Source organism: Photobacterium carnosum (genome assembly GCF_021236965.1).
Taxonomy (GTDB): Bacteria; Pseudomonadota; Gammaproteobacteria; order Enterobacterales; family Vibrionaceae; genus Photobacterium; species Photobacterium carnosum.
Genome location: NZ_WMDN01000004.1, coordinates 1 through 19,816, shown reverse-complemented (window position 1 = coordinate 19,816; position 19,816 = coordinate 1). Strand labels below are relative to the sequence as shown.

Below are 19,816 nucleotides of genomic sequence, written 5' to 3'. Positions count from 1 at the left end.
TTTTTATAAATACCTAAGAGATAAATGATGAAATTGGATTTTTCGCAATTAAATAAACAAGCTAAACAATCATTTAGCAATCAACATGCAGTAAAAAAGTGATGCAAGGGAAAGTGGTTGCTTGTGAGAAATGTGGACAACCTTTGGTATTGATTACACCAGAACAAAGTGAGCAACCAGGAATAGGTTGTATAAAAGGTTGTACTTCTATCTCTCTTGAGTTTGCTTGATAATTTACCATTACTTGTTTTTATTGTCGTTTTTGATTAAAAAATAATCGATACTGGTTAATTTTTGCAAACTTACTAATTAATTATAATTAACTTTTAAACAGTATTATTTTTTCAAGAAGCTTTATTATTCATACTAAAAGCGATGAGTTGATAATGGCTTATTCATTTTTATAATGCGGTAAGTTAATACCAATATTTTTTGTTTATTTATACTAATGAGTGCTTCTACTATTTAGGGTGAATATTACGTCTAATCTATTGATTAAAAATAATAAAAATAAATGTAATTTGGTATTGTTACATATAAAAAGTAGTTAAAAATTTCAAATGAACTAAAGTTGTAGCAATAGATAGTTAGAGTACAAATAAAAAATAGTTATTGTGATAAAAAGCAATTAATAGCAACGTCTGCTTTGGGCTTAAAATTAATCAAATCAATTCATTTGGTTGCTTTATTGCTCTATTGACAGTTCTTATCTACTAATGGTTATATAATGGCGCTTTAATTTTTATTTACATGACTAAATATTATAGTTGAGGCGATATCTAACAGGATGTAATAAATGAGTAAACACGATAAATATAGTATAAATAATACGGATTACACTATTGGGCAAGATAACGTCCAAAAGTGGGGGTTCGATGTGCATAACGCCGTTTTTGGTGTGAGTGCTGGATTGATAGTCATTTTTTTAATTGCAATTTTAGTTACTGATCCAGCAACAGCAAAAGCCGCTTTAGATAGTGTAAAGAGTGCGATTGTTAATCAATTTGCTTCTTTATTTATTTGGGCCGGTAATTTCTTTGTTTTCTTTTGTTTAGCCTTGATTGTTTCACCGTATGGACGCATTCGTCTAGGTGGTAAAGATGCAGAAGCTGAGCACACAACATTATCATGGCTTTCAATGCTATTTGCTGCGGGTATGGGCATTGGCTTAATGTTTTGGAGTGTAGCTGAACCTGCCGCTTATTTCACTGGTTGGGGTGGTTCTACACCATTAAATGTCACACCAGGAACACCAGAAGCTTTTCAAGTCGCGATGGGTGCAACGATGTACCACTGGGGTTTACACCCTTGGGCTATCTATGGTGTTGTTGCATTATCAATGGCATATTTTGCTTATAATAAAGGATTACCCCTTTCTATTCGCTCTGTATTTTATCCCATTCTTGGTGATCGGACATGGGGTTGGGCTGGACATATTATTGATATTCTAGCTGTTTTAGCAACATTGTTTGGTTTAGCGACCTCATTAGGCTTAGGTGCACAACAAGCAGCGAGTGGTATTAACCATGTATTTGGTACTCATGGCGGCTTAGGATTACAGATTGGTATTATCATTGTTGTGACTTGTGTCGCTATTTATTCTGTAGCAAAAGGCATCGATTCTGGTGTTAAGTTACTGAGTAATATTAATATGATAGTTGCCGTTGTCTTATTGATTTTTGTAGCTCTTGTCGGTTTTTCTGTTTCTATTGATACTATTCCAAAGACAGTAATGGGATATATTGAAAACTTTATTCCGTTAAGTAATCCATATGATCGTGCTGATGAAAAATGGATGCATGCTTGGACTGTTGTGTATTGGGCATGGTGGATTTCATGGTCACCATTTGTAGGTTCATTTATTGCGCGTATCTCAAAAGGTCGTACTGTTCGTGAGTTCTTAATTGCAGTATTACTTATTCCAACAGCAGTAACGATTGTTTGGATGTCAGTCTTTGGTGGACAGGCTATTCATCAAATAATGGATCATATTGGTACATTAGGCACGAAAGGTATCACCCAAGTGCCGTTAGCAATGTTCCAAATGTATGATGCGTTACCCTTTGGTACTATTTTATCGTTTATTTCGGTGATTCTTATTTTGGTGTTCTTTGTTACATCATCAGATTCGGGCTCATTGGTTATCGATAGTATTACAGCTGGAGGTAAAGTTGATAACCCTGTTGCGCAGCGTATTTTCTGGGCTGCCGTTGAAGGTGTTATTGCGATTGCATTGTTATGGGTTGGTGGTACGCAAGCCATTGAAGCATTACAAGCGGGTACAATTTCTACAGCGTTACCGTTTACGTTTATTTTATTATTAATGTGCGTCAGTTTATTAATGGGCTTTAGAACCGAGCGTGATAAATAACCCAGTAGTTAAGTACTTAAAATAACGCTAACGTCATAAAAAGCAGCCGCCAGAATAAGATCTGAGTGGCTGCTTTTTTATGGGAGTCGTTTTCTGTAACAATCGTTTTATTCCCAAAGGTAGCCAATGGGTGTTTCAGGACTAAAGTGATAGGCGATTTGTGCTTGAAGTAATTCTGCTGTTGCTAAAGAATCAGTTAATGCATGGTGCGGTTGGTAGGCTGGTAGACCATAACGAGAACGGCATTTTCCCAGTCGTACTGAATCTGGACGTTTACCTTTTAATCTATTCCACAGGCCGTTAACTAGTTGCTGTTGAATGGTTGCTTCAATGGCTAATGTATCAACGACGGGGAATTGAATTCCTTCTCCTAAGCGAATTTTTAAGGCGCGATCCATAAATTGTCGCTCAATATTTTTGTAATGTACAACGACAACTTTTCCCGCTAGTGCATCTAATACCGCTTCAAGAATACGACGTAAATCAGGTGCTTGTTGCACGTCAGAGTGCGTAATGCCGTGAATAACGACAGAATCTTCTTCTAATTTTACCTTAGGTTTTACTACCCAATGTTGTGATTCTCGACAATAAATACGATGAATATCAAAGGGTACTAATCCAATACTAACAATATCATCAGTTTCTGAATTGAGTCCTGTCGTTTCAAAATCGAGTGCCACAAACGGCACTTCACTTAATGGTGTGTCTTCAGCGATAATACCCGTCTGATAATAAGATTTTATGCGGCTATCTTGTGCTTCTTGCGCCAATATTTTAAACCGTAAATGCCAGTCAGGAACTGGCATGTTACGCGTAAAGTGTGCAGAAGCAGATTGTTTTGATCCGTAATGAAACATTAACTGCTCTTTTTATTATCTTGCTGATTGATAACGAAATTTTACAAAGTTTTGCGCTTTACTTAATATTTGGAATGCATCTTTGAGATTTCGACGTTCAAAATCAGACATATTTTCAGGTTCAATACTGTTATCAGGCTCGATTTCTGCTTCAATATCTAATGCTTGGTGACGAATACGGACTAAAGAGATGTATTCCATCGCGTCACGTAAGTCTTGTGCTCGACCCGGAGGTAGAATGCCGCTATCGATAATATCATCAAGGCGTTCAAGAGAGTTTTGTGATCGTGAACCAACAGCAAGGGAATGTACGCGAATTAAATCGGCTAACGGCGCTGTACCACGGCGTTTAAGATTGATTGAGTTATTATGTCGACCATCTTTTTCCATTACAAAATCTTTGAAAAATCCTAATGGAGGAGTGCGGTTTAAAGCATTACGGGCTAGACACGCTAAGAAGCGAGGGCTATTTCGTGCTCGGCGGACGATAAAGCCATTAAGTTGTTTAGCCCATTTAGTTTTACCCCATACACCACCAAGATCAAAGAATATTGAACTGTTAAGTAATGCAATGGGTTTAGGATTATCAATCCAATCGGCAAAACAATTTTCCCATTGTTGACGGGTTTTGCGCCATTCTGGATTGGTTGCCATAATATCGCCCGTACAATAGGTATAGCCGCATTCAGCTAATCCATCACAGACAAATTTAGCCAGTTTTTCAAAGTAGGCGTTATGCTTGTCATAATTGAAATGATTATCAAGAATGATCGCATTATCTTGGTCGGTGACGATTAGTTGTTCATCACGAGCCATTGAGCCGAGCGCAAGAAAACAATATGGTACCGGCGGTAGGCCATATTTTTCTTCTGCGAGTTCAAGCAGGCGTTGTTTAAAGCTTCGACCAATTTCAGCCATCGCACTACCAATCATATGTGAATTAGCATCTTCATTAACCATGCGCACAAAACAGTCTTTAACTTGTGTTGATAATGCCGCTAATTCTTCTACGGATTGTTGCTGGTAGATACTACTGACGAGTAATAAACTGTTTTGAGATTCATAGCGCACAATATCAGAAACACTAATAATGCCAACGGGATGTTTATTTCGCATGACGGGTAAGTGATGAATATTAGAGCGCAGCATGGTAAGCATTGCTTCAAACACATAGGCATTATGATCGAGTGTGATCGGCTCGGCTGACATCACCGTCGAGACTGATTCTGCGGTTGATACGCCAAGCGCTAATACTCGTGTACATAGATCTCGATCAGTGATAATACCGACAATTAAGTCATTATCATCATCATCGTCAGTGATGTTTTCATCGCAGATAAGTAGCGCTGAAATACCTTCATCAGCCATCGTTTGAGCGGCAACTTGAATGGTTGCATTTTGATCAAGGATTACTGCATCGCGAGTTAGTAATGTACGCACTTTAGAAGTGGTTAAATCATTTTCATCATTTTGACGAGAGACAGCGTGGCGTAGACGAGAACCATCATCAACTTCAACAAAGTCAGCAAAACTATCATAGTCATCACAGAGTTTGGTAAATAGGTTACCTGGTATGCAATAGAGTAGGGTGTCTTCTAAGGCTTTTGCGGGCATTCTGACTCGATTATTCATTAATAATCCCATTTGCCCAAAAATATCACCTTCATCTAAACGGTTATATAGTTCTCCTTTGCGACGATAAACCTCAACAGCCCCACTACGAATAAGAAATAAATCATTAATGCTATCACCTAGGTTTAAAATCATGCTGTCTGCACGGTGATAGGCCACTTCAATTTCGATAGCTAATTCGTTCAGTTGTTCTTCTGGCAGTAAATCGAACGGTGAGTATTGGCTAATAAAATTAAGAATTTCTGTTTGTTCTGCTTCCATATCTCAGTCCACATCAATAAAAAATAGGAGCAAGGCTCCGCAGATAATAATTAAAGAGCAATAGATCTTATGTTGTTAAAAAATGGTCTATCACTATTAGAATTGTAACCTATGCCTGTATGGAAATCATATATTGTTAGTTTAATGATTACAGAGATAACTGATAATAATAATATTGATGTGAATCTAATTAGAACAGGAATATACACTTCAATGAATAGCAGGAAATAGTGTTAAACGCTCAAGAGCCAGAGGTATTTTATTATTACTGGATAAACCCTATTATCATCTAAAAAAAAGTCAAATCTAGAGTATTGTAAAGATAATGATAAAACAGAATGTATTAGGCTTTAATGAGTCAATTTTAAGCGGTGTATTATTGTTTATCGTTATCTCTAGCGAGGAAAGATATGAAGATTGTTTTTTTTGGAGAAGCATTAGTTGAGCTTAACCATTCACCTCGACATCAAACATATGGAGGTAATGTTGTTAATCGTGCTTTATATCTAGCACGGCTAGGTGGTTCGCGTGCAATACATGTTAGCTATGCAACATGTATTGGTATTGAAAAAATATCAATGCAAATGCTGCAATGTTGGCAACGAGAAAATATTGATACCAGTTTAGTAAAATGTTTAGCAACTAAATTTCCTAATTTATGCTTTATCGAAACTGATAACTATGGTCAACGTCATTATCATTATTGGAATAAAGATAATGCAATGCGGTATTATTTCTCTTATGGTCCAGCCTTATTACATCATGCTGTGACTAATAATGACTATGATGCAATTTATATTAGTGGTAGCAGTATTGCGGCATTAACAGATGATGATAAAACAGTGTTATTGAGTTTACTTGAGATACATAAGGAAAAAGGAGGAAAGGTTTATTTAGATAACAGTTTTCGCGCTGATCTTTGGTCAACGAGGCAAGCTCAATATTGGTATGGAAAAATATTTCCTTATGTTGATATCGCCTTTATTGATTTGAATGATGAAATGAGAATTTGGGGAAGCGCACGCTATTTAACCCAGCGTTATATTCAATGGGGATGTCGTGAGGTTGTTTTTAAGCAAGCTAGCAGTACAGAATGTACCGTGTGTAGTTTGGTTATTCGTTCTGATGCTTTATTACGAGTAGCAACTATCAAATTGGCAGTGCAGTATGGTGATCAGATAGTGGATAATGCCTTTGTTGCTGGTTATCTTGCTGCTCGAATTAATCAACAAACGATTTCACAATCATTAGTCTTAGCGCAAACACTGAGTCATAGAGTGACAACATCTTTAGATGCAATTATTCCTTCTGATTCAATGCGTGACATGATGTAGAGTAGGGTGTAATTGACTATCATATGATCGTAATTGATTGTTTTGCACATAAAATAACCAAACAATCAAAAAGTTACAAAATGCAGTTGACTCATTCTCAGTAATCCGTAGAATGCACCCCATACCGCGAGACAACAACGTCTTATCGGTTAGGAAATATGGCGCGTTGGCAGAGTGGCTATGCATCGGATTGCAAATCCGCGTACCTCGGTTCGACTCCGGGACGCGCCTCCATACTTCCTCTTGCGACACTAGCTCAGCTGGTAGAGCGCAACCTTGCCAAGGTTGAGGTCACGAGTTCGAACCTCGTGTGTCGCTCCAAATTAAAAAATATGGCTAAATAGCGATATTTATAGATGGTGTCTTACCCATCGCATTAAATTGCGTTCCCTGGTGGTGGAATTGGTAGACACAAGGGATTTAAAATCCCTCGGCGTTCGCGCTGTGCCGGTTCAAGTCCGGCCCGGGGCACCATCTCTTCTTTTATATAAGTAAAGGAAGTTGTTATAACAGAATTAAAAGATATGGCTAAATAGCGATATCTAAAGATGGTGTCTTACCCATCGCATTGATTTGCGTGCCCTGGTGGTGGAATTGGTAGACACAAGGGATTTAAAATCCCTCGGCGTTCGCGCTGTGCCGGTTCAAGTCCGGCCCGGGGCACCATCGATTAAAAAAGCTCATCATTAGATGAGCTTTTTTTTCGTCTGCTGTTTATTATCTTTATTAATAGTTCATTTAAGATTATGTAAAATGAAGGCTTAGCCTTATTTTTTGTCATCACTTAATCGAATAATACAATTTTGAGTAAATTCAACCGCTTCATTCGCACTCCATTCTCCTTTGGCTTTTTCTTTTAGTTGTTGGCACCATTTTTCACTCCCAACTGTTGGTGTGCATGCTGATAATAAAAATACAGTACTTATAAGAATTAAAATTATTTTCATTGGTATCCTTTTGTGTGTGATATTCACTTTATTAGCTATTTAATACTACACTAGGTGAGAAATAACGGTATTGTATCTATATCGACGTTAGTTAAATAAGTAAGAATCTGATTGTATCTCTTATCATAAGAAGAAAGATTTTAATGGCTAAACCTAATAAAAAAGGCCCAGTTACAACGGTTGATGTGTTGTGTCGCCGTTGTAAAACAGTACTATTTAAATATCGTAAAGGTGGAAAGGGTGCATTAGTGAAGTGCTTTAAGGAGAGGATAAGTAAAGACTTTACTCTACAAGCATGTATTTGCCCTGAATGCCAGACTGTATTTGCTCGTGAAATGTTAGTCAGAGGTACGCCTGCATATAAGATTATTGGCAGTAAAGCAGTAGCGAAGTAATCTATAATTAAACAGCCATCTATATAATGGCTGTTCAGTTGATTGCGATGATGGTTATTTAATGAATACTGAGTTAGTCGGGCAGTTAATTTTTTTACTGATTAATACCGTTTTTAAATCGAGTAATTTACGTTTGTAGGTTGCACGTACTAGTTGATAGTCAATTGAAGGTGCAAACCATAATGAAAGTTGGCGATCACTTTTCTTTATTTGATCAATGCGAATTGCTTTTAGATCACCAAAATTGGTAGCAATTGTTTCTTCTCCGATAACTTTAAAATAATAATGACTAATGTCATCACTATTTTGCAAAATAAAATCAAAATTTTTCTTACCTTGCATTATATCTAATCGCATTTGTGCCGCGATTGCATCACCATCAAGTATAGGTAATAAGGTTTCACTGAATTGACGTGATTTACCATCTTCAATTACTGTTGATTTTGCACCATTATCAGTAAAAGTGGCAGAGACTTTACCTGTCATTAAGCCTTTTATATTACGCTCAAAAGAATCTGTCACGAAACTTTGACGTTGTGGTGACCAATGAAGTGTTGAATGCTGGTTTAATTTTGCTTTAGTGATTAATACATTAACGGTACTGTTAGTATAAATATTTGCCTGAGTACCATTCCAAACTATATTACGCTGATAATTACCAATATCATGTCCTTCAAAAAAAATCTTGTAGTTCAAAGTTTTATTGCATTGGTTATTTTTACTTGGTAATAACTCGGTGGGAATCGTCTTTATTTTTGTAGATGCTTTATTTAGTTGAGTAGAAATATTGTTTACGAGAGAAGACGGTACTAATGTATCTGCGTTAGCATTAATAGCAGTACTGAAAAAACTGACTAGAGAAAAAGTAATAACAGGTAATAAACGCACAAACACTCCTAGAATAATTACAAATAACGGTATTAATTATAGCGGTTTAATCGTCTAACAGATACGGCATAAAACTAACGTTGCTAATTATGGTGCAATATTGAGATTGCAGTATGAATACTATAAAAAATAGCAGAAAAAATATTTTTTTAAAGTTTATTATAATCAATTGGTTAAATACTTCACAAGAAGGCTATATTTTACACATACACGTAAATTAATTTAACTTATTGTTTTATAGGTAAAATTTATTTCAGAGTGTAATGTGAATATATAACAATTTAAAATTAGTGATTTGACGTAATCCGTGGAGAGGCCTATTTTTATTTGGTTGTTATTTGTGTATTTCACTTAGAGGAGTTAGCAATGAAAAAAATGAGCTCGTCATATCGATTACAGATTATTAAGGAAGTTGCCCAAAAACGGCAAATGCAGTCTACCGATGATCCGATGGTGAGGCATATATCTGAGCTGCTTGAATATCATCATGATCGACCTATAAAAACATCGCCTACTTTTTCAGATAATCATTATGATGATCATATTGGTGGTTGGGTCAGTAATTTGTGGGATCAAAATAAGTAAACTAAACAGTGTGATTGGGTGCAATTTTTTGTTGTGCCTTTTTATATCAATAAACCCTGAAATATAAAAATTATTGGTGAGAGACTGGAACAAATATCAACACTGATGTACATTGCGTCGTCTTTATCTTTTTAGGCTGACAAATGAATTATATCGAATTTGATAGTTACGTACGTAAGTGGATTTTTACTCATGCATCAATGCCTGTATCGGAAGCTGATTTAGTACAAATAAAACCATTTACTCAAGCTCGTTCAGCGCAATTGTGGTGTGAACATGTGAGTAACCAAAGTTCTGATGCTGATCATTTTGAGAAAGGCGACTGGGCTTTTGATAAAAAAATTTGGTCAGACTCAATAGATTGGCAGAAAGCTTGGGACAGTGATGAACCTGAGTTACCAGCAGAGCTACTGGCTGATGTAAAGTGGGAAGATAATACTACTATTTTTTTCTGTTATGAAAAATATAATATTATTGAAACTAAATGGGGTGTATTTAAACGTAATTGGAAGAATTTTTTGTTTTTTGATGATGGTCCATTATTACTTGGTCGTAAGCAAAAGCAAACTATTTGGTTCCAATCAAATGGTACATTCCAAGTAGCAACCCGTCCATAATTATCAATTGATTATTAATGTCGTATACCTATATACGGCATTTTAATTAGATAAATAGTATTCTATTCTTAAAGTTATAAATTGATATCGATATAATATTATTTTAAATGGGATTTAATTGATAATTTGTTTTATATTTAGAAGTTTATAGTAAAGTTAATATTAACAATTTAATTGGTTAACATTAGATAATAGTTTATTTATTGTCGTTTGGCTTTTATTGATATTATTTTTACACGAGTGGACTGAATGTTGATTTGTTATTAATGGTTGCTTTAATGGAATAGCAACAGCAATGAAAAATCGTGAGCTTTGATTCGTTGTCGTGATTATTATTGGTGATGAAGATGATTCAAACAATCCCATTTGAAATGGTGTTAATTTATTATTAGCACTATAAGCGACACCTGACTTTAAGTAAATAAAACCTGATAGGTGTTGTTTAGGTGGTGCAAAATACCAGGTGCTATAAGAGGCCATAATAATATCAAGTAAAATTAGCTCACAATGACTTTTTACGGGGCTAGAATATTGATGATAATGACCCACTAATACTTTGGTAGTTGAATTATTTGTTTCAACTAATGGAAAGTTATCCTTATTGAATAGTTGGCTCTTAGGTTGACACATTTCATTATTATTTGTAGCCGGTAGAGCCATCCATAATTGGAACGATTCACTTATTGATTGCTGTGGCAACGTGGTAGATTTATGAATGATTCCTTGACCGCTTGTCATTATATGAACATCACCACTGTTAATTATATGATGTTGTGGTGTTGAGTCATAATGTGAAATAGTCCCTGTAAGAGGATAGCTAATCGCTTCTACACCTGAATGGCCATGAAAGTTAAGACCGTGGTTAGTGGGTGTTTTCGATGTAAAGTGTTCCCATAAAACAAATGGATTCGTGGTTGGAAAATGTTTCTCATGGATGAAAGAAGTAGTAATGCCTTTTTTTATACCATGACGAATATGAGTAAGCTGTCTATTTTTTGGCATAAGATATTTATATCCACTTTAAATGGCAGTAACACGACGTTTATTTTTAATATCTATATTAGCTAAAGCGTAGTCGTGATAATAATTATTTGCTGATGAATAATGCTATTTTTGTGATTTTATTTCTAAGCTCTGGGTGTCTCTGAATGCCTACCTAAGCTGTTATATTAGTAAGGTTGTAATATAATAACGTAATCAATTGGTTATTTATTTTAATGAAGAGTGTTAATGAGCACTTTTTTTGTTACTAATTCATCGATAAAATAAAGCAAGGTATCGTAATGACATTATCTTTAGGTGGTTTGTTTAAACAACAAGCGTTTATAAATGGTGAGTGGGTCAACGCATATTCAGGAAAACACACCGTTGTGACTAATCCTGCAACAGCTGAAGTCATTGGAAATGTACCTTTGATGGGGGCTGAAGAGACACGAATTGCGATAGACAGTGCAGATAAAGCGTATCGGAAGTGGTCAAAAACAACCGCAAAATATAAAGCGGCCGTATTGCGTAAATGGTATGAATTGATTATTGATAATACGGTTGAGTTAGCCACTATTTTGACCTTAGAGCAAGGTAAGCCACTTAATGAAGCTAAAGGCGAAATAGTCTATGCTGCAAGCTTTGTTGAATGGTATGCCGAAGAAGCTAAGCGGATGAATGGGGAAATAATTCCAAGCCATAAAGTTGACGCAAGAATTTTAGTTTCACGCCAACCTGTTGGTGTTGTGGCGGCTATTACGCCATGGAATTTCCCTGCGGCAATGATCACCCGTAAATGTGGTCCTGCATTCGCTGCGGGTTGTGCTGTGGTATTAAAACCCGCACCTGATACTCCCTTTACCGCATTGGCATTGGCGGCATTAGCGCAAGAAGCCGGCATTCCTGATGGCTTATTCAGTGTTGTAACGGGTGATGCGGTTAAAATTGGCGCTGAACTTACGGGTAATAAAAAAGTTAAAAAGATTTCTTTCACAGGCTCTACAGCGATTGGTAAATTGTTAATGGCGCAAGCGGCTGCCAGTGTAAAAAAAGTATCATTAGAATTAGGCGGTAATGCACCCTTTATTATTTTTGATGACGCTGATATTGATCGTGCCATTGACGGTGTGATGATTGCTAAATTTCGTAATGCAGGCCAAACATGTGTCTGTGCTAATCGCATTTATGTACATAGTAGTATTTATGAACAATTCATTGATCGATTATGTCAACAAGTGGTATTACTGAACGTCGGTAATGGATTAGATGACGGTGTGACTATCGGGCCTTTAATTAATCGAGCTGCGGTTGAAAAAGTTGAACGTCATATTCATGATGCGATGTTAAAAGGTGCTCACTTAGTGTTAGGTAGCCAACAACTTTCGAGTGACTGTTTTGTTCAGCCAACGATTATTCGTGATGTTCGAGATGACATGTTAGTTGCGACTGAAGAAACCTTTGGCCCATTAGCCGCTATTTTTAGTTTTAATGATGATCAAGACGTTATTGATCGTGCTAATAATACTGATTCAGGCTTGGCCGCTTATATTTATACGCAATCATTATCGCGCGCATTTAATGTGAGTGAAGCACTTGAATATGGCATGGTAGGCGTGAATGAAGGCCTTATTTCAACTGAACTTGCACCATTTGGTGGCGTTAAAGAATCAGGATTAGGTCGAGAAGGTGCTCATCAAGGCCTAGAAGAATATACTGAAATGAAATATACCCTGATGGGCGGTATTTAGTCATCTTTGTATTTTTGTTCTATTAAAAATAAAGCTCTTTTTAAGGGCTTTATTTTATTTACTTGCAATATAAACAACATTTTTACCATAAATTGAGGCTTTGTTACTGTTATTAATATAATAGCTTTACTGGCTGGTATTATAGGTGATGAACTTATAAATTGTTTTGTTTTGTTTTGTTTTGTTTTGTTTTGTTTTGTTTTGTTTAGTTTCTAGGTAGAGTAAAGTGAAAATATACACTTTCAACGTATTGTTAAAGTGATTAATAATAAATAGTAAATCCAGTGCTATTGGAAATGGCTGCGCATGATTGCGTAATCACTGGAAAAGGGAGAGTAAAAAATATGTTACCTGCATTAACCTATCAAAGTAGTATTGATCATGTCGTACTATCATATTTAACCGCACTATCTGAAGCTGGATTTCAAGGTGATATTGAACAGAGTTATGCTAGTCGATTAGCGGTTGCAACTGATAATAGTATCTACCAACAGTTACCCCAAGCGGTGGTATTACCTCGTAATATTGATGATCTTATTCTTATTGGGAAAATAGGTTGTCATGATGATTATCAGAGCGTTATATTTTCTCCTCGTGGTGGTGGTACGGGAACAAACGGTCAATCCTTAACATCTGGAATTGTGGTTGATCTTTCCCGCTATTTAAATCAAATCTTAGAGATTAATATTGCTGAAGGTTGGGTACGTGTTCAAAGTGGTGTCATTAAAGATCAACTGAATGATGCTTTACGTCCCTATGGCTATTTTTTCTCGCCTGATCTTTCAACCAGTAATCGCGCCACGATTGGAGGCATGATTAACACCGATGCTTCTGGTCAGGGTTCATTAAAATACGGCAAAACATCTGATCATGTTTTAGCACTGACTGCGGTATGCGTTGATGGTTCGGTACTTAATACTGAACCGCTAAATAACGATCAAATTATGGCATTGGATGATACTGCGTTTGTTAATAATGCCATCAAAACAACCGCTCAAATTTGTCGGAATAAACGCCAACAAATAGTTGATAAATTCCCAAAACTTAATCGGTTTCTTACTGGTTATGATTTGAAACATGTTTATGATGAACAACTTCAACAGTTTGATATTGCACGCTTATTATGTGGATCTGAAGGATCTTTAGCCTTTATCGCAGAAGCTAAGTTAAATATTACGCCAATTCCAAAGTCTCGCACGTTAGTCAATATTAAATACGATAGTTTTGATTCTGCATTACGCAATGCACCGATGATGGTGGCTGCCCATGCATTATCGGTTGAAACCATTGATTCAAAAGTATTAAATCTAGCCAAAGAAGACATTGTTTGGAATACGGTTGAAGATCTATTAATTGATGTACAGGGAAAAATCATGTTAGGTATTAACATGGTGGAGTATGCCAGTAATGATCTCACAGAGAACCAACAACACGTTGCAGCATTGTGCCAACAACTTGACCAATTAATAGCAGATCAACAAGCGGGTATTATTGGTTATCAAGTTTGTGATGATTTAGCCAGTATCCAAAAAATGTATACCATGCGTAAAAAAGCAGTGGGGTTATTAGGGGCTGTTAAAGGGGCGAAAAAGCCAATAGCATTTGCTGAAGATACCTGTGTACCACCTGAACATTTAGCAGATTTTATCGCTGAATTCAGACAGTTATTGGATGAAAAATCTCTTCAGTATGGCATGTTTGGACATGTTGATGCGGGTGTCTTACATGTGCGTCCTGCGTTGGATATGTGCGATCCCCACCAAGAATTGTTAATGAAAGAAGTGTCTGATCAAGTGGTTACATTAGTCGCTAAATATGGCGGTTTAATGTGGGGCGAACATGGTAAGGGATTTCGTTCTGAATATGGTCCTGCTTTTTTTGGTGAAGAATTATTCACAGAGCTACGTCGAATTAAAGCGGCGTTTGATCCCCATAACCGTATGAACCCTGGTAAAATTTGTACACCACTTGGTAATGATAGTGAATTAGTTAAAGTTGATAGTGTAAAGCGGGGTTTTTATGATCGACAAATTGCTGTAACCACGAGAGACAGCTTTAAACAAGCCATAGAATGTAACGGTAATGGTTTGTGTTTTAACTATGACACCAGCTCGCCTATGTGCCCCTCAATGAAGATTTCAGCTGATCGACGTCATTCACCTAAAGGACGAGCAGGGTTAGTACGTGAATGGCTAAGACAATTAGCAGAGCAGGGGATCAATGCTGATGAGTTAGAACAGCAATTATTAACCACATCTCCAACAATCAAACAGATCATAGATCGCTTAAAAAATACTTATGGTTCTAATCGTCATCGCTATGATTTTTCACATGAGGTCATGGACGCGATGAATGGTTGCTTAGCGTGTAAAGCATGTGCTAGTCAATGTCCGATTAAGGTTGATGTACCCAGTTTTCGTTCACGATTTATGAATATTTATTACAGCCGTTATCAACGCCCAGTAAAAGATTATTTGGTGGCGTATGTTGAAAATATTTTACCGTTAATGGTGAAAGCACCAGTCATCGTAAACAGTGTAATCAGACCACAATGGTCGAAAAAGTTAACCTTAAAGACTATTGGTTATGTTGATATGCCATTACTGTCGGTACCAACGTTATCTGAAAGTTTGGATGGCCATCATGCGTTATGTTTTGACATGTTATGGTTACAAGCACTATCAGATCACGAGCGGGAGAATTACGTTTTAGTGGTTCAAGACCCTTTCACTAGTTTTTATGATGCGCAAGTTGTACGTGATTTTATCCATTTAATTGAGAAACTAGGTAAAAAGCCGATTTTGCTGCCATTTAAACCTAATGGAAAAGCACAACATGTAAAAGGATTCTTAAAAGCATTTGCGAAAACAGCAACATCAACGGCTGATTTTTTAAATCAATTAGCAGTATTGAATATACCGATGGTGGGTGTCGATCCTGCTTTAGTATTGTGTTATCGCGATGAATATACTGAAGTGTTACAACAACGCCGAGGTAAATTTATGGTTTTAACTGCTCATGAATGGCTATTACCATTATTACATCAATTACCGCAAAGACCATTGCAAAATGATAAGCCATGGTATCTGTTTGCCCATTGTACGGAAAAAACCAAATTACCTAATGCTGAAAAGCAATGGGGAGCCATTTTTACGCATTTTGGCGGTGTTATGGAATCTGTGCCTGTTGGTTGCTGTGGAATGGCGGGTACATTCGGTCATGAAAGCGATAAATTAGAAGCGTCAAAGAGCGTGTTTAATTTAAGCTGGAAAGAGAAGATTGATCAGTATGACTCCACTCGCTGTATGGCAACTGGCTATTCATGTCGTAGCCAAGTTAAACGATTGGAACATATTCAATTTAAACATCCAGTACAGGCGTTGTTACAGTTGGTTGGTCTCTAAATGTGAAGCTGATGAGTACCGTATAAATTATAAGCCATAAAAAAAGCGAACTTAATGATTAAGCTCGCTTTTTTATATTCAATATTGGCTTAGTAAACTTAGCTTACTGAACGGTATTCATTGTCAGGGCATAACCAGCGGTATACAACACCAGCAATAGCAGCACCAATCAGAGGTGCAACCCAGAACATCCATAATTGTGATGTTGCCCAGTCGCCAACGAATAATGCAGGACCAGTACTACGAGCAGGGTTAACTGATGTATTAGTTACAGGAATACTGATTAAGTGAATCAGTGTTAGTGCTAGACCAATCGCAAGACCTGCCATTTGTGGAGAAGCAAGCTTATGTGTTGCACCTAAAATTACGAATAAGAACATGAATGACATTACAACTTCGGTAACGAATGCAGACAACAAAGAGTAATGACCAGGAGAATGGGCACCGTAACCGTTAGAAGCAAAGCCATTTGCAAGATCAAAACCAGCCTGACCGCTTGCAATGATATAAAGCACACCAGCACCAGCAATACCACCAAGTACTTGTGCTGCAATGTAAGGAATAACGTCACCTGTCGGGAAACGACCGCCAGTCCATAGACCAACAGTAACGGCTGGGTTTAAGTGACAACCTGAGATATGACCAATTGCGTATGCCATGGTTACCACAGTTAAACCAAATGCCAGAGCAACACCTAAAAATCCGATACCTAAATCAGGGTATGCCGCCGCTAATACAGCACTACCACAACCGCCTAAAACTAACCAACCGGTGCCGATAAATTCAGCAACTAATTTTCTCATCATAAAGCTTATTTCCTTTTAAATTACGATTAAGGGTACGTTAGAAAATATAAACAATTAATTGATATAACTTTCTTTTTTACTCTTGTAACGGCTCACTGTTCATATCAAGCTCGTTACTAATAATACTGTTATGTTATTACATATTATGTCAGATCGTTTTCGTAATAGTTGTATGTACCATTATTGAAGCTAGCATTAGACGATCTTAATTTGTGACGCACATAGTGAATTAAAAACGCTGTGCAATCTAGCTTGTAATTGAAAATTTACTATAAATTATTTTGCTAAAGAATAATTTATTCTCATGGATATACGATATTATATGAATATTTATTTATAGGTGAGAATAAGTCTAGCAATAGATGGCTATTTGTCAGGTATATTTATCATTATTTTAGATAATGCTCTTAAAATGCGATTATTTTATAAATTTATGTTGATGCTATATTTGTGTAATTAATTATGATGTTGTAAATGTGAATATTGAGAATTAATCGCTTTCATCGAATAAATAGGTTTCTAATTGTTCAGATAGCCATTTTACAACGGTACCGCGTCGAGCTTCATTTTCAACAACCTCACCATATGATTGCCAATTCATGGCTCGATTATATTTAATAACCTTAAGTGTCCCTTCTCGTAAGTGCTGTTTAATAAGTATCGCGGGTAATGATGACCAGCCTGTTTGATCAAGTACGGCATCGCGTAAGTGTTCATAAAAAGATAAAGCGATATATTTCCCGGCTTTAGGTGTCACGATACGTAAGCTTTCTTCATCAAAGTAAGCGACAGCAATCTCAGTATAGCGTTCAAGATCGGCATCATTTACTTTTCTCAGTTGACTCAGCGGGTGATTTTTATGAGCAACAGACATCATACGCATTTGTCCTAAGTCTGTTTGCTGTAATCGTGAGAAAATATGAGCATTAGGTAATAAACCATAAGCGACATCGACAAGATTCTTTGCCACCATTTCTTCTAGTTCTTGTGTTGGAGCACTATAAATCGAGACACTTGTTTGTGGGAATTGAATGCGGATCTGACGTAATAATTGACGCCATAATGATTCTGGTAATGAATCATCGCGAGCAATGCGAATACTTGCCTCAACACCAATATTATATTGCTCACAGCGAGTGTGAATATCTCGTGCAATTAAGATGATGCGTTCAAAATCATTGACTGTTGCTTCACCAATCACTGTTGGTGTAATGCGATTACCACTGCGGTTTAGAAGCTCAACGCCTAAGGTGTCTTCTAGTGCACTTAACGATGCACTAACAGTTGTACGACTTTTCCCATGACGACGAGCAGCTTCGGCAATTGAGCCTGTTTTTATTGTTGATAGAAACATTTCAATTTGAACTATTTTCATTGACGACACCGGTGGGTTAAATATGGCGGTATGTGGGTGTGTAATTGCACTTTTCAGCGACGATAAAATTGACGCTCAGTGATTATAGTATTAATAGAAGTGATTGTATCATCTCATTAGTTTCATAACTTAACAAAAAAACGACGAAAAATCTGTCGATTGAGGCCTATATGTCTAGTTCAATGCAACAAGAGCGCGGTTTACTCCTGTTGTCTTCTGTGTCATCGTTTACTTTTGCTATTTTAGGGATTGTACTTGGGTCACTGGTTGGTTCTTTAGTGATTATTTTTGATGGTGCATATTCTTTAGTAAGCTTGGCGTTAACCATGTTGTCTCTGGGTGCTGCGCATTATCTTCATAAACCTGAAATAAACAAAGATAGTTCGCAAGTCGCGATGATAGCTCCTGCTGTTATTACGATTAAAGGCTCAGTGATTGCTTTAATGTGTATATGGTCATTTTATTCAGCTATTGAAGCTATTTTAGCTGGTGGTCGAGATATCAATGCGGGTGTGGCTTTAGCCTTTGGTATGATTAGTGTTGTGGGTTGTTATGGCACATACCGTTATATCAAAGTCAAAAGTGAAAATATTTCATCAGCATTAGCTGACGCCGAAGCAAAACAGTGGGTAATGGATACTGTTATCAGTGCTGCTGTATTAATGGGTTTTGTAGTCGCAAAAGTATTGATGATGACTCAATATGCACATTTGGCTGTTTATGCAGATCCTACAATGGTGATCTTAGCTTCTATTTATTTCATTATTGTCCCTGTCAAAATGGTGCGTCAAGCCGTAAGTGAATTAATGAACATTTATAGCCATTCAGATCTTGTTCATGCTCCGCATGTGAAATAATTCTGATAAAAAAAAGGCCAACATATAATGTTGGCCTTTTTTTTGAATAATCCTAACGTCCAAGGAGTAAGGTGTTTTCAATTTCTCGATAATGTTGTGCAGTATTAATTAAAGAGGTCGCTGTTAAACCTGGAACGCCATAGACTTCAACAACAGTATTATATTTGGTTTGTACTTTCTCGACCAGTAAATCAAAATCACCATCACCTGATAATAAAATAATACGATCGGCATCGGCAGCGTGTTCTAGTACATCAATAGTAATGCCCACATCCCAGTCACCTTTTGCTGAACCATCACTACGTTGAATGAACGGCTTTAATTTTACCTCAAAGCCAATGCCACGCAGTATATTTTGAAACTGTCGTTGTTTTTCATCACCCTTATGAATGGCATAAGCATAAGCGGCAACAATTTCTCGCCCTTGTGATACTTCTGCCCAAAAAGCATTGTAATCGAAGTTACAATGATACTTTTCTTTAACAGTATAATAGATGTTTTGGACATCGACAAAAATCGCAACTTTTTCCACGAGAATCCTAAATAGTTTAAGTAACCAGTTTGTTATGGTGGACAAACTGGCCATATATTACAACTATTATTAATTAAAATAGTTACGTGTACTATTTTATTTATTTGTTGGAGATTGATTAATATTACCGTTACGTAATGTTTGTAATACTTGTTCTTTAGGGCCGTCAGCAACGATATGACCATGTTCCATAACGATTAATCGATCAACCACATCAAGCATC

The 19,816-nt window shown here is 36.7% G+C and carries 17 protein-coding genes and 3 tRNA genes; 12 read left to right on the top strand and 8 right to left on the bottom strand.

Annotation, left to right across the window (positions count from 1 at the left end; genetic code table 11):
* Window positions 1-98: 98 nt before the first annotated feature.
* Window positions 99-230, top strand: a complete 132-nt coding sequence (locus GLP24_RS19840) for a hypothetical protein (protein WP_269154964.1) — start codon at window positions 99-101, stop codon at window positions 228-230.
* 566 nt (window positions 231-796) lie between these two features.
* Window positions 797-2,371: a BCCT family transporter gene (locus GLP24_RS05290; protein ID WP_101769069.1), complete on the top strand. Its 1,575-nt coding sequence runs from the start codon at window positions 797-799 to the stop codon at window positions 2,369-2,371.
* Window positions 2,372-2,478: 107 nt separating this feature from the next.
* Here the strand turns inward: GLP24_RS05290 and GLP24_RS05285 are convergent, their stop codons facing one another.
* Window positions 2,479-3,228, bottom strand: coding sequence for a 3'-5' exonuclease (locus tag GLP24_RS05285; protein ID WP_232575249.1), 750 nt, complete (start codon window positions 3,226-3,228; stop codon window positions 2,479-2,481).
* Window positions 3,229-3,243: 15 nt separating this feature from the next.
* The gene (locus GLP24_RS05280; RefSeq protein WP_232584078.1) at window positions 3,244-5,121 is read right to left on the bottom strand and encodes a DUF294 nucleotidyltransferase-like domain-containing protein; all 1,878 of its coding nucleotides are present in this window, start codon (window positions 5,119-5,121) and stop codon (window positions 3,244-3,246) included.
* Between the two features lie 410 nt (window positions 5,122-5,531).
* On the opposite strand from GLP24_RS05280, the gene GLP24_RS05275 reads away from it, so the two are divergent.
* From GLP24_RS05275 to GLP24_RS05260, 4 genes are all read left to right on the top strand, one after another.
* Window positions 5,532-6,455, top strand: a complete 924-nt coding sequence (locus GLP24_RS05275) for a PfkB family carbohydrate kinase (protein ID WP_232599905.1) — start codon at window positions 5,532-5,534, stop codon at window positions 6,453-6,455.
* Window positions 6,456-6,615: 160 nt separating this feature from the next.
* A tRNA-Cys gene (locus GLP24_RS05270) sits at window positions 6,616-6,689 on the top strand.
* 11 nt (window positions 6,690-6,700) lie between these two features.
* Window positions 6,701-6,776 (top strand) — tRNA-Gly (locus GLP24_RS05265).
* A 258-nt stretch (window positions 6,777-7,034) separates the two neighbouring features.
* Window positions 7,035-7,121 (top strand) — tRNA-Leu (locus GLP24_RS05260).
* Between the two features lie 101 nt (window positions 7,122-7,222).
* Here the strand turns inward: GLP24_RS05260 and GLP24_RS05255 are convergent.
* Window positions 7,223-7,402, bottom strand: coding sequence for a DUF3012 domain-containing protein (locus GLP24_RS05255; protein WP_152653140.1), 180 nt, complete (start codon window positions 7,400-7,402; stop codon window positions 7,223-7,225).
* 143 nt (window positions 7,403-7,545) lie between these two features.
* Between GLP24_RS05255 and GLP24_RS05250 the strand changes: the two genes are divergently transcribed.
* Window positions 7,546-7,797: a hypothetical protein gene (locus GLP24_RS05250; protein ID WP_101769074.1), complete on the top strand. Its 252-nt coding sequence runs from the start codon at window positions 7,546-7,548 to the stop codon at window positions 7,795-7,797.
* 54 nt (window positions 7,798-7,851) lie between these two features.
* On the opposite strand, the gene GLP24_RS05245 is transcribed toward GLP24_RS05250, so the two are convergent.
* A complete protein-coding gene (locus GLP24_RS05245) occupies window positions 7,852-8,685 on the bottom strand; it encodes a DUF3108 domain-containing protein (protein WP_101769075.1) in 834 nt (277 codons plus the stop codon).
* Window positions 8,686-9,051: 366 nt separating this feature from the next.
* Here GLP24_RS05245 and GLP24_RS05240 point away from each other — a divergent pair, with 366 nt between their 5' ends.
* Together GLP24_RS05240 and GLP24_RS05235 are read left to right on the top strand one after the other, a co-directional pair.
* The gene (locus GLP24_RS05240) at window positions 9,052-9,270 is read left to right on the top strand and encodes a hypothetical protein (RefSeq protein ID WP_101769076.1); all 219 of its coding nucleotides are present in this window, start codon (window positions 9,052-9,054) and stop codon (window positions 9,268-9,270) included.
* Window positions 9,271-9,413: 143 nt separating this feature from the next.
* Window positions 9,414-9,887 carry a DUF2947 domain-containing protein gene (locus tag GLP24_RS05235; protein ID WP_101769077.1) on the top strand — a complete coding sequence of 158 codons (474 nt, stop codon included), beginning with the start codon at window positions 9,414-9,416 and terminating at the stop codon, window positions 9,885-9,887.
* Between the two features lie 162 nt (window positions 9,888-10,049).
* Here the strand turns inward: GLP24_RS05235 and GLP24_RS05230 are convergent, their stop codons facing one another.
* Window positions 10,050-10,889 (bottom strand): pirin family protein, encoded by an 840-nt coding sequence (locus GLP24_RS05230; protein ID WP_232615644.1) that lies wholly within the window; start codon window positions 10,887-10,889, stop codon window positions 10,050-10,052.
* A gap of 281 nt (window positions 10,890-11,170) precedes the next feature.
* Here GLP24_RS05230 and GLP24_RS05225 point away from each other — a divergent pair, with 281 nt between their 5' ends.
* Complete coding sequence (locus GLP24_RS05225; protein ID WP_232615643.1) at window positions 11,171-12,619, top strand: NAD-dependent succinate-semialdehyde dehydrogenase; 1,449 nt, start codon at window positions 11,171-11,173, stop codon at window positions 12,617-12,619.
* Window positions 12,620-12,963: 344 nt separating this feature from the next.
* Window positions 12,964-16,023: a D-2-hydroxyglutarate dehydrogenase YdiJ gene (gene ydiJ / locus GLP24_RS05220; protein ID WP_232615642.1), complete on the top strand. Its 3,060-nt coding sequence runs from the start codon at window positions 12,964-12,966 to the stop codon at window positions 16,021-16,023.
* Window positions 16,024-16,121: 98 nt separating this feature from the next.
* On the opposite strand, the gene aqpZ is transcribed toward ydiJ, so the two are convergent.
* Complete coding sequence (aqpZ, locus tag GLP24_RS05215) at window positions 16,122-16,826, bottom strand: aquaporin Z (protein ID WP_221944150.1); 705 nt, start codon at window positions 16,824-16,826, stop codon at window positions 16,122-16,124.
* A 493-nt stretch (window positions 16,827-17,319) separates the two neighbouring features.
* Window positions 17,320-18,204, bottom strand: a complete 885-nt coding sequence (locus GLP24_RS05210; protein WP_101769082.1) for a LysR family transcriptional regulator — start codon at window positions 18,202-18,204, stop codon at window positions 17,320-17,322.
* Between the two features lie 170 nt (window positions 18,205-18,374).
* Between GLP24_RS05210 and GLP24_RS05205 the strand changes: the two genes are divergently transcribed.
* Window positions 18,375-19,061 carry a cation transporter gene (locus tag GLP24_RS05205; protein ID WP_101769083.1) on the top strand — a complete coding sequence of 229 codons (687 nt, stop codon included), beginning with the start codon at window positions 18,375-18,377 and terminating at the stop codon, window positions 19,059-19,061.
* Window positions 19,062-19,113: 52 nt separating this feature from the next.
* Here GLP24_RS05205 and GLP24_RS05200 read toward each other — a convergent pair whose 3' ends face one another.
* Window positions 19,114-19,593: a LabA-like NYN domain-containing protein gene (locus GLP24_RS05200; protein ID WP_101769084.1), complete on the bottom strand. Its 480-nt coding sequence runs from the start codon at window positions 19,591-19,593 to the stop codon at window positions 19,114-19,116.
* Window positions 19,594-19,816 lie beyond the last annotated feature (223 nt).